We start from the raw sequence: 9820 nt of genomic DNA, 5'->3' as shown, positions 1-9820 counted from the left end.
TGCCACGGTGGGGTGCGGGGCCAGGCGCCCGCGCTCGCCCTCGGCATGGCCGAGGGAGTTGCCGATGCAGAACACCAGGTCGAAGGAGGACGCCTCGAGATGGTCGCTCAGGTCCTCCCAGCTGACCTGGCGTGCGTCGAGCCTTACGCCGTGCTCGTCGGCGAGTGCCGCGGTTCGACGGATCATCCCGGCGCTGGCATCGGTCGCCACGACGTCCAGGCCATGACCGGCGAGACCGACGGCGAGCTGGCCGGTGCCGCAGGAGCAGTCGATGACCCGTGCGTTCGGCGGCAGAGGCGTCACCAGGTCCTCGAACCTCGCAGCTGCGCCGACAGGGGAGAGATGCTCGTCCCGGATCAACCACTCGTACGCCTCCGACAGTGCGCCATAGCCCGCCACTGTGATCACCTCCGTCGTCCAGCGAACCAGACACGCAGGTCGCGATGCCACCGAGTTTGTGGTGCCCTCAGCTCGCCGCCGTCTGCTGGGTGAGCACGTCGAAGACCACCTCGTCCTCGATTCCGGAGGCCAGCCGCCAGACGGCGTCCGCGATCTCGTCGGGGTCGAGGGTGGCGAACGGGGTCGGCGTACCTGGCTCGGTGAGCATCTGATGGATGTCGCCGCGCTCGATCAGGCCGCCGACGACGAGCGAGCCGATGCGTACGCCCTCGTCGCCCTCCTCGGCCAGGGCGGCGGCGAGGGTGCGGGCGTAGGTCCGGAGCGCGGCGGAGGCGGGCCCGTAGGGACCGAGGAACGGGATCGGGACGAGCGCGCTGACCCCGGAGACGTAGACGAGGGAGCCACTGCCGCGCGATCGCATCGTGGGCAGCACCAGGGAGGCGACCTCTGCCGCCGGTTCGACGGTCTCGGCCACCGCGCGGCGGATGTCCGCGGGGCCGGTCTCCAGGATCCCGGTGGTGGGTGCGGACAGGTCGTGGGCGCCGGGGCCGTGGTAGACGACGTCGATCGGGCCGAGCTCGGCGGTGATCTCGTCGAGCGCGCGGGCGACGGCGCCGGGGGCGCGGAGGTCGGCCGCGACCGCGACGGTGCGGACGCCGTGCCCTGCCAGTGCCTCCAGATAGCCCGGGTGGCGGTCAGCGCTGCGGGAGACCAGCCCGACGGCGTACCCCTCCTCGGCGAACCTTCGTGCCACCGACATCCCCAGGCCAGGGCCGGCGCCCAGGACCGCGATCGTGCTCATCTCTTCTCCCTCATGGATAGGTTGCTGATGTCAGCAACCCTCGCCGCTCGGCGGCGTTCGCGGAAGAAGGCACTTCAATGTCAGATGGGAACACCGGTGTGCCCGGCCAGGTGGTCGAGAAGGAGTGCGGAGCGACCCACATGGTGAGCGCCGCGCTCGGTCCGGGTCTGCCGGAGAGGATCCCGGCGGGCGAGTACGAGACGTGCCCGGTGACCCAGACGGTGCAGATGCTCGGGGACAAGTGGACGCTCCTGATCGTGATGATGCTCACCGAGCGCCCGCACCGCTACAACGAGCTGCGGCGCCGGGTCGAGGGGATCAGCCAGCGCATGCTCACCCGGACCCTGCGCACGCTGGAGGAGGACGGGATCGTGACTCGTACGGTGTTCCCGACGATCCCGCCGGGCGTGGAGTACGCCCTGAGCGACCGCGGCCGCGACCTGTTGGTCCCGCTCGCCGGCCTCGCCGACTGGGTGGTCCGCGGCCGGTCGGCCTGACGCGTCAGAAGCCCCGGGTCCAGAAGACCTCCTCGTGCAGGTGTCGGGAGCGCCAGCCGTCCGGCGTACGCACGAAGGTGTGCCGGTAGCGTCCGCCCACCTCGACGACGCGCTCGCCGCCGGATCCGTCGGCGATGACCATCGGGTTGTCGAAGTACGCCACGACATCCGCGCCCTCGTCGGTGAAGGTGATGCCGACCTGGCCGACCGTGTGCAGCCGCTTGCGGGAGAACGCCGACAGCATCTCGGCGAGCCACGTCTTGACGTCGGCGACCTCGCCGACGGTGCCGCCGGACTCGGAGTAGTCGATCGTGGCGTCGGCGGTGAAGACGGTGTCGAGCGCGTCCCAGTCACCGTCGTCGACGGCCAGGGTGTAGCGGGTCAGCGCGTCGGTGATCTCGGCGCGGTCGATGAGCTCGTGGACGTCCATGCGGGTCTCCTTCAGCGAGGTGAGAGGACGATGACCGGGATCTCCCGGTCGGTCCAGCTCTGGTAGGTCTCGAAGTCCGCGTACGTCTCCAGCAGCCGTGGCCACAGCGCCGCCTTCTCCGCGGGGTCGGCCACACGGGCCCGGACGAGCCGACGGCCGCGACGGGGGAGGCGGACCGCGACGTCGGGCTCGGCGCGCAGGTTGGCGACCCACTGCGGGTCCTTGGGCAGGCCGCCCTGCGACCCGACGACCACGAGATCGGCGCCGGAGGTCATGAAGAGCAGGGGAGTGGTGAAGGTGCGGCCGGACTTGCGGCCGACGTGCTCCAGGAGAAGCACCGGCGCAGGCTTGCGCCAGCCCGCCATCACCCGCCACCGCCCGCCGACCCGGCCGTTGGTCAGCTTGAACAGTGCGGCGTTGGCGCGGGCGCCGTACTTGATGACTCTCGCCGTCAGTGGCGAGTCGAGCCCTGCGGGACGGTCGAGAGAAGGAGACATGCGGAACACTCTGGCAGAAACTTAGAACACGTTCTAGTGTTGGCCCATGCGCTTCACCTATGCCGAGGCAATGACGCAGGCCGACTACTACGCACCGCTGGCTCAGGCGGCGGAGGCGGCGGGCTACACGAGCATGACCGTGGCCGACAGCCTGATCTATCCCGAGGAGTCCGACTCCACCTACCCCTACACCGACACCGGCGACCGGGAGTTCCTGCAGGGCAAGGAGTTCATCGAGGCGTTCATCCTGTGCGCCCACCTCTTCGCGGTCACCGAGACGCTGCGCCTGACGCCGTTCGTGGTGAAGCTGCCGGTGCGCCCGCCGGTGCTGGCCGCCAAGCAGGCCTCGAGCCTCGCCTTCCTCTCCGGCAACCGGCTCGGCCTCGGCGTCGGGCTGTCCCCGTGGCCGGAGGACTTCGCCGCCCTCGGTGTCGACTGGAAGCGCCGCGGCAAGCGGATGGACGAGTGCATGGACATACTCCGTGGATTAACTGCGCCGGTGGCCTCTCCGGAAGGTCCCGGCCAGGAGTTCTTCGGCTACTCCGGCGAGTTCTACGAGTTCGCCCCGCTCCAGCAGTGCCCCGCGCCGACCGAGAAGATCCCGCTCCTCGTCGGCGGCCACGCCGACGCCGCGCTGCGCCGGGCGGTCCTCAAGGGTGACGGCTGGATGCACGCCGGTGGCGACGGCGAGGAGCTCGACCGCCTGCTGGTCCGCCTCGCCGAGATCCGGCGCGAGGAGGGTGACACCCGCGACGACTTCGAGGTCCACGTGATCAGCTACGACGCTTACGACCTCGACGGGATCAAGCGGCTCGAGGACAAGGGCGTGACCGACTGCATCGTCGGCTTCCGCGATCCCTACGTGAAGGGCGCCGATCCCGAGCCGCTGGAGAAGAAGATCAAGCACCTGGAGTGGTACGCGGAGAACATCATCGCCAAGGCCAACGGATGACCTCGACCGAGCCCAGTGCGGCGTACGGCCTGACCGCGCCGCTCCAGCGGGCGATCGCGGAGGCGGAGGAGCTGGTCGCGAACGCGCCGTTCATCCGGACCGAGGCCGACCGGCTCGAGGGCTACGAGTATCTCTCCGGCCGGATCCGGATGGCGATGCAGACGGCGTTCGACTACGACCTCGAGCAGCCGCTCTTCGTGAACCCGACGCACCAGTTCTCCAAGCAGGGTCTGGACAATCCCGACGCGATCTATCTCAACGCCTACCTGCGAGAAGGCGTCGAGTACGTCGTCCGTGGCCGTCGCGGGACCAGTGCCGACCTCTCCTTCCAGGTGATGGGCGGCGCCTACACCGCGGATGCCGCCGCGACGAGCCTGATGGCCTTCGACGATCGCAAGCTCCAGGTCGACGAGGACGGGGCCTTCGAGTTCACCTACACGGCCGAGCCGGGGGCGAAGACCCTGATCGTGCGCGAGGTCTTCAACGACTGGGACACCGAGACCCGCGGCACGATCACCATCGAGCGCCCCGACACCCTCGGCCGGCCGCGCCGCCCGCTCACCCAGGAGCTGCTCCGGAAGAAGTACGAGGTCGCGGCCCGGTCGCTGACCGGCTCGATCCAGACCTGGTTCGCCTTCCCCCAGTTCTTCCAGTACAAGGAGCCGGTCAACACCCTCACCGTTCCGGCCCGCACGCCGGGTGGGCTGGAGTCGCAGTTCTCCTCGATCGGTCACTACGAGCTGGCCGAGGACGAGGCGCTCGTGGTAGAGGTGCCGCGCTGCGACGACTGCTCCTACCAGGGGTTCCAGATCGGGTCCGACTGGTACGCATCGACGGACTACGAGACCCACCAGACCAGCCTCACCAAGGCCCAGGCGGTCACCGACCCCGACGGCGTGATGCGCTTCGTGATCTCCGAGCGCCCACCCCTGGACGGCGAGCCGATCGCCAACTGGCTCGAGACCACCGGTCACCGCACCGGGTCGCTGATGCTGCGCTGGCAGCGCCTCGAGCGCGACCTCACCGATGCAGACGGTCCGGTGGTTCACAAGGTGAGCCTCGGGGACGTACGTGACCTGCTCCCGCACACCGAGACGCTGAACCCTGGGGGGTATGCGGAGAGGATCACCGCACGTCAGCGGGCGGTTGCGCGCCGGATGCTCAGCTGAGGTAGGGCGCGACGCGAAGGCGTCGGACGCCTATGCTTGCCGCCCATGGCCAGCCCCCACCACGAGCCACCGACGATCCCGGGTTTCCGGCATCGCGTTCTGATCGGCGCGGGCGACTCCTCGGAGCTCTTCCTCTACGAGTGGCAGCAGGAGAAGGTCGACGTCGCCGTGAAGGTCTGGAACGACCGGCTCGGCGCGGAGATCCAGGACGCGCTCGCCAGGGAGACCAAGGAGGTCGCCGAGCTCGCCGCCCATCCGCACGTGCTGCCGCTGCACGCCGTCGGGGTCAGTGACGACGACCGCTGCTTCGTGGTGATGGACCACCGCGCCGGTGGTGACCTGGAGGCGCGTCGGAGGAGCGAACGGCTGCCCGTCGCGGAGGCGCTGAGCCTCACGATCAAGATCGCCGGTGCGCTCGACGTCGCGGCCCGGCACGGCATCCTGCACGGCGACGTGAAGCCGGCGAACATCCTGCTGACCAGCGCCGGGGAGCCGCAGCTGGTCGGCTTCGGGAGCCTCTCCTCGGCCGGACGTCCCAGCGGCGCCGACTCGTCCTCGCTGCCCTGGATGGCGCCGGAGATGCTCGCGGAGCCACCCGAGCCGAGCGCCTGGGCCGACATCTGGAGCCTGGCCGCGACCTGCTACACGCTGCTGGCGGGACATACGCCGTTCGAGGGGGTGGACGGTTCCGGTGCCCCGGAGGCGCTGGCGGAGCGGATCCGGGAGCACGAACCCCTCGCGATCGACCGCGACGACATCCCGGCGTCCTTCGAGGAGGCGCTGCGCAAGGCGATGTTCAAGCGCCGCGCCGGGCGGCACTGGAGTGCCGCCGACTTCGCCAGAGCGCTCCAGGCGGTCGAGGAGGAGCTCGGCCTGCCGGTCACGCCGCTCGCCGAGATGCCCGAGCCCGGGGCCCAGCCGCCGGCGCGGGCGACGATCACGGATCCTCCTGAGGACGTCCCTGAGGTACCGGAGGTCTCCGAGATCCCGAAGGCTCCCGAGGCCCCCGAGGTGGCGATCGCACCGGATCCGGTTCCATCCTCTGTGGAGTCGGAGGCCGCCGCGGCGGGGGACACCGCCGAGGTGCCGATCGTCACCGGTCCGGTGATCGACGCTGTCATCGACCCCGGCGTCGTGATCGACGCCGCGCCCGAGCGGCCCGAGCAGGCCGAGGACGACGTCCTGGGACACCGGGGCGACGTCGACCGCGTGGCTCGCCTTCTCGTCTCCGCGCACACCCAGCTCCCGATCTCGGTGGCCGTCCAAGGGCTGCCCGGGAGCGGCAGGTCGACCTTCCTGCGGAAGGTCCAGGAGCGTATCGAGTGGCTCACCGAGCACGACGACACCTACGCCGTACGCACGAGGCACGTACGCATCGACGCCCGGCAGTACGCCGACGGCGACGTGGCGAGCGGAGTGCTCGAGAGCGTGCGAAGCGTCGGGAAGAGCCAGCCGCCGCCGCTGGTGGCGAAGCACCAGGCCGCGCAACGGCGGACCGCCGAGCTGCGGGCCGCGCTGGCGGGACTGCCCGAGGAGGAGACGCAACGCGGCAAGCGCCGGACGCAGCAGCCGATGACCACCAGCATGGCCCTCGCGGCGATGGACCGGGAGGTCGCGGCGTACGAGGCTGCGCTGCGGGCGGCCCCGCCCGGGCCGCCACCGGGCTCGCCCGCCGGCTCGCTGTCCGGTGCCCCGTCCGCGCGGACGATCGTCTACGTCGACGATCTGGACCGGTGCGATCCGGCCACGACGGCCGGCGTGCTGCGGGCCGTCGACGAGCTGAACAGCCAGGAGGATGTCGCGGTCGTCGCGGCCGTGGACGCACAGACGTTACGGCGATCGCTCGAGGGCAGGGTGGCAGAGCCCGCGGCGTACCTCTCCCGGCTCTTCGACGTCCCGTTCGCCCTGCGTGCGTTCGCGGGCGACCCGGCGGTGCGGTTCATGCGGTCGCTGATGCGCCAGGCGGTGCCGTCGTGGCCTTCCGCGCTGGCCGCGGGCGCCGGTGACCGCTCCGGCCGCCAGGGCGTGGTCACGAGCTTCGAGATGACGCCCGGTGAAGCGCTGTTCACGAGCGAGCTGGCGAGATTCTGTGCGACCCCTGGAGGCGCCAGGAAGCTGCTCGCGGTCTACCGGCTGGCGCGTACGGCGCCGGTGAACGTGAGCGCCGGCCCGGCCGGCCACCGGGCCCTCGGGATCCTGATGGCGATCCTGGTCGGTGCGCCGGCGCAGGCCTCCCATGTGCTCGGAGCCGTCGTCGAGGCGCTGGCCGCGGGCGAGGACGGCGGGACCTTCCGCAAGCTGCTCGAGAAGGTGGCTCGTGAGCACACCGCCGAGTGTGGGCGGGCGACGTGCGGTCCGTGCTCCGACTGGTCCCGGGTGCTCCGTGCTCACGCCGACCTCGTCCGCGGGCAGCAGGTGCCGCAGGAGATCGGGGCGTACGCCGCATGGGTCGACGAGGTGGCGAGGTTCAGTTTCCCGGGCTGACCCCTTCCAGCCCTTCCGGAAAACTGAAACACGTTCTACTCTAGGCGCCATGACTGGACTCCTGGATGGCAAGGTCGTCGTGCTCTCGGGGGTCGGCCCCGGCCTCGGTCGCTCGCTGGGCGAGCAGGCCGCGCTCATGGGCGCCGACCTGGTGCTCGCCAGCCGCACCGAGAAGCGGCTGCAGAAGATGGCCGGGGTGATCGAGGAGCACGGCCGGCGTGCGCTCGTGGTGCCGACCGACATCACCGACGAGGACGCGCGGCGGCACCTGGTCGACGCTGCTCTGGAGGAGTTCGGCCGCGTCGACGTGCTCCTCAACAACGCCTTCGGCATCCCACCGATGGACCCGCTCACCCAGATCCCGCTCGACGCGCTCCGGCTGGCCCAGGAGTCCAACGTGTACGCCCCGCTGCGACTCTCGGCACTCTTCGCCGACGCGCTCGCGGCCACCTCCGACAAGCCCGGCGGCTCGATCGTGATGATCAACTCGGCGGTGCTCTACCAGAGCCAGCCCGAGTTCGCGGGCTACAAGCTCTCCAAGGGCGCCCTCGCCCACCTCGCCTCCTCGCTGGCCACCGAGCTCGGCCCGCGAGGCATCCGGGTCAACTCCGTGGCGCCCTCCTACATCTACGAGGACGTCAACAAGGCCTACTTCGACTGGATGGCCTCGGAGTCGGGCCGCACCCACGAGGAGGTCTACGCCGAGAAGGCCGCCCCCACCGACCTGAAACGGCTCGCGACCCCCGAGGAGGTCGCCCGGGCGGCATTGTTCCTGGGCAGCGACCTGGCCTCCGCGGTCACCGGGACCGTGCTCAACGTGGACTGCGGGGAGTTCCATGACTGAGACACGCCCCAAGGAGACCACGCCCCGCGAGCGGGCGGACGTCGGGACGTACGAGGACATCTGCGCCGCCGCGACCCGCACGACAGGGTTGACCGATTTCGGCGGGACCGATCACGAGGAGGGGCTGCGGCTCCTGGTCGAGGACCTGGCCTCGCCGGAGGCCGGGCTGACCCCGGTCGGCAACTACTTCCACCGCGCCCAGGTGAAGTCGGCGCTCGTCGGCCGGCTGATGACGCAGGCCCGGCTCGCGGAGTTCCCCCAGCACCAGGACGTACGCATCGAGCGCCCGATCTTCGTCACCGGGCTCGTCCGCACCGGCACCACCGCCCTGCACCGGCTCCTGGCCGCCGACCCGGCCCACCAGGGCCTCGAGACCTGGCTGACCGAGTTCCCCCAGCCGCGGCCGCCGCGGGAGACCTGGGAGGACGACCCGGTCTTCAACGCGCTGCAGAGCGCCTACCGGCAGCACCACGTCAGCAACCCCGAGTTCATGGGGATCCACTACATGGACGCCACCAGCGTCGAGGAGTGCTGGCGGGTGCTGCGGCAGAGCGGCAAGTCGATCTCGTTCGAGTCGCTGGCCAACGTGCCGCGCTACTCCGCCTGGCTGGCCGAGCAGAACTGGCGCGACGCGTACGAGCTCCACCGCCGCACGCTCCAGCTCGTCGGGCTCAACGACCCCGACAAGCGCTGGGTGCTCAAGAACCCGTCCCACCTGGTCGCACTCGATGCGCTGATGGAGGTCTACCCGGACGCGCTCGTCGTGGTCACCCACCGCGACCCAGTCGTCTCGGTCGCCTCGGGCTGCTCGCTGTCCGCGGAGGCGACCGCGGGGATGTCGACCACCTTCGTCGGCGAGACCATCGGGGAGACCCAGCTCGAGATGCTCTCCCGCTCCTGGCGCTCGTTCGGGGAAGCCCGGCAGCGGTATGACCAGGCGCAGTTCCTCGACGTCGACTACCGCGAGTTCGTCCAGGACCCCGTCGGCACGGTCGAGGACATCTACTCCCACTTCGACATCCCGTGGAGCGACGCCGCGCGCGCCGAGGTCTCCCGCATCGACGCCGAGTCCCGGACCGGGAGCGCGCGGCCCAGGCACGACTACAGCCTCGCCGACTACGGGTTGACGGAGAACGAGGTTCTCCGGGCGTTCACCTCCTGATCCGGCGGAGACTCATCCTGTCCGACGCCGTGCCTGAGACAGGTAGCGCACTACTCGCTCGCCGGGGTGCGCGGCGCGGTTGGGTGACTGCATGATCACCCACGCCGTCCCCAGCTCCCACCGCGCGGCATCGACGGTCTGGAGCAGGATCGCCGCGGTGCTGTCCGGTCTGCTCGGCGTCGGTTTCGGCATCCCGGCCGCCTATGGCACCTACCACTTCGCGACGCACGACGGCGAGGTGTGGATGTTCATGGGCTTCCCGACGTACGGCGAGGGCCCGTTCGTCGACGTCGGCATCCCGACGACCGTGCTGCTGCTGGCCGGGTTCACCGCGTTATGCCTGGCCGAGGCGGTGGTCGGCGTTCTGCTGTGGACGCGTCCACGCCTCGGCGGGTGGCTCTCGATCGCCCTGCTCCCGTTCGAGCTCGCCTACTGGTGGGGCTTCGCGTTGCCGTTCGGGCCGCTCGCGGGGGTGGCTCGGACGGTGGCGGTGGTCATGGTGCTTCGTCGCCGCGAGGAGTGAGAGCGTCGGCGTGGATGTCGAGGGCGCCAAGACTGTCGGTGGTCCCGAGTAGCCTGGACAA

The 9820-nt window shown here is 70.5% G+C and carries 11 protein-coding genes; 7 read left to right on the top strand and 4 right to left on the bottom strand.

The features are described from left to right. Together ACFVDI_RS16050 and ACFVDI_RS16045 are read right to left on the bottom strand one after the other, a co-directional pair. A partial coding sequence (locus tag ACFVDI_RS16050; RefSeq protein ID WP_378906684.1) for a class I SAM-dependent methyltransferase occupies nt 1-399 on the bottom strand: 399 nt, incomplete at its 3' end. A 67-nt stretch (nt 400-466) separates the two neighbouring features. Further along, nucleotides 467-1201 carry an SDR family NAD(P)-dependent oxidoreductase gene (locus tag ACFVDI_RS16045; RefSeq protein WP_378906682.1) on the bottom strand — a complete coding sequence of 245 codons (735 nt, stop codon included), beginning with the start codon at nt 1199-1201 and terminating at the stop codon, nt 467-469. A 77-nt stretch (nt 1202-1278) separates the two neighbouring features. On the opposite strand from ACFVDI_RS16045, the gene ACFVDI_RS16040 reads away from it, so the two are divergent. Continuing rightward, complete coding sequence (locus ACFVDI_RS16040) at nt 1279-1698, top strand: winged helix-turn-helix transcriptional regulator (protein ID WP_378906680.1); 420 nt, start codon at nt 1279-1281, stop codon at nt 1696-1698. Nucleotides 1699-1702: 4 nt separating this feature from the next. On the opposite strand, the gene ACFVDI_RS16035 is transcribed toward ACFVDI_RS16040, so the two are convergent. Continuing rightward, nucleotides 1703-2128 carry a nuclear transport factor 2 family protein gene (locus ACFVDI_RS16035; RefSeq protein WP_378906678.1) on the bottom strand — a complete coding sequence of 142 codons (426 nt, stop codon included), beginning with the start codon at nt 2126-2128 and terminating at the stop codon, nt 1703-1705. An 11-nt stretch (nt 2129-2139) separates the two neighbouring features. Beyond that, nucleotides 2140-2625 (bottom strand): nitroreductase/quinone reductase family protein, encoded by a 486-nt coding sequence (locus ACFVDI_RS16030; protein WP_378906676.1) that lies wholly within the window; start codon nt 2623-2625, stop codon nt 2140-2142. A gap of 46 nt (nt 2626-2671) precedes the next feature. Between ACFVDI_RS16030 and ACFVDI_RS16025 the strand changes: the two genes are divergently transcribed. The 6 genes from ACFVDI_RS16025 (at nt 2672) to ACFVDI_RS16000 (ending at nt 9759) form a co-directional block, all read left to right on the top strand. Beyond that, complete coding sequence (locus ACFVDI_RS16025; RefSeq protein WP_378906674.1) at nt 2672-3577, top strand: LLM class flavin-dependent oxidoreductase; 906 nt, start codon at nt 2672-2674, stop codon at nt 3575-3577. Next, nucleotides 3574-4746 carry a hypothetical protein gene (locus ACFVDI_RS16020; protein WP_378906672.1) on the top strand — a complete coding sequence of 391 codons (1173 nt, stop codon included), beginning with the start codon at nt 3574-3576 and terminating at the stop codon, nt 4744-4746. Before ACFVDI_RS16025 ends, ACFVDI_RS16020 begins: the two co-directional genes overlap by 4 nt. Before the next feature lie 45 nt (nt 4747-4791). Continuing rightward, nucleotides 4792-7230, top strand: coding sequence for a protein kinase (locus tag ACFVDI_RS16015; protein WP_378906670.1), 2439 nt, complete (start codon nt 4792-4794; stop codon nt 7228-7230). Nucleotides 7231-7279: 49 nt separating this feature from the next. Continuing rightward, nucleotides 7280-8074: an SDR family oxidoreductase gene (locus tag ACFVDI_RS16010; protein WP_378906668.1), complete on the top strand. Its 795-nt coding sequence runs from the start codon at nt 7280-7282 to the stop codon at nt 8072-8074. Continuing rightward, entirely contained in the window at nt 8067-9236 is a 1170-nt protein-coding gene (locus tag ACFVDI_RS16005; protein WP_378906666.1) for a sulfotransferase family protein, read from the top strand. The genes ACFVDI_RS16010 and ACFVDI_RS16005 overlap by 8 nt, the downstream gene beginning before the upstream one ends. Nucleotides 9237-9327: 91 nt before the next feature. Further along, complete coding sequence (locus tag ACFVDI_RS16000) at nt 9328-9759, top strand: hypothetical protein (RefSeq protein WP_378906664.1); 432 nt, start codon at nt 9328-9330, stop codon at nt 9757-9759. Nucleotides 9760-9820: the final 61 nt, after the last annotated feature.

Source organism: Nocardioides sp. NPDC057767 (assembly GCF_042798275.1).
Classification (GTDB): Bacteria; Actinomycetota; Actinomycetes; order Propionibacteriales; family Nocardioidaceae; genus Nocardioides.
The sequence above is the reverse complement of the archived record's forward strand: the minus strand, read 5'-3'. Positions and strand labels throughout refer to the sequence as shown.

What these genes read in the sequence shown, in the direction of transcription:
- ACFVDI_RS16045 (WP_378906682.1), bottom strand. Translation starts at nt 1,201, where the DNA reads ATGAGCACGATCGCGGTCCTGGGCGCCGGCCCTGGCCTGGGGATGTCG.
- ACFVDI_RS16040 (WP_378906680.1), top strand. Translation starts at nt 1,279, where the DNA reads ATGTCAGATGGGAACACCGGTGTGCCCGGCCAGGTGGTCGAGAAGGAG.
- ACFVDI_RS16035 (WP_378906678.1), bottom strand. Translation starts at nt 2,128, where the DNA reads ATGGACGTCCACGAGCTCATCGACCGCGCCGAGATCACCGACGCGCTG.
- ACFVDI_RS16030 (WP_378906676.1), bottom strand. Translation starts at nt 2,625, where the DNA reads ATGTCTCCTTCTCTCGACCGTCCCGCAGGGCTCGACTCGCCACTGACG.
- ACFVDI_RS16025 (WP_378906674.1), top strand. Translation starts at nt 2,672, where the DNA reads ATGCGCTTCACCTATGCCGAGGCAATGACGCAGGCCGACTACTACGCA.
- ACFVDI_RS16020 (WP_378906672.1), top strand. Translation starts at nt 3,574, where the DNA reads ATGACCTCGACCGAGCCCAGTGCGGCGTACGGCCTGACCGCGCCGCTC.
- ACFVDI_RS16015 (WP_378906670.1), top strand. Translation starts at nt 4,792, where the DNA reads ATGGCCAGCCCCCACCACGAGCCACCGACGATCCCGGGTTTCCGGCAT.
- ACFVDI_RS16010 (WP_378906668.1), top strand. Translation starts at nt 7,280, where the DNA reads ATGACTGGACTCCTGGATGGCAAGGTCGTCGTGCTCTCGGGGGTCGGC.
- ACFVDI_RS16005 (WP_378906666.1), top strand. Translation starts at nt 8,067, where the DNA reads ATGACTGAGACACGCCCCAAGGAGACCACGCCCCGCGAGCGGGCGGAC.
- ACFVDI_RS16000 (WP_378906664.1), top strand. Translation starts at nt 9,328, where the DNA reads ATGATCACCCACGCCGTCCCCAGCTCCCACCGCGCGGCATCGACGGTC.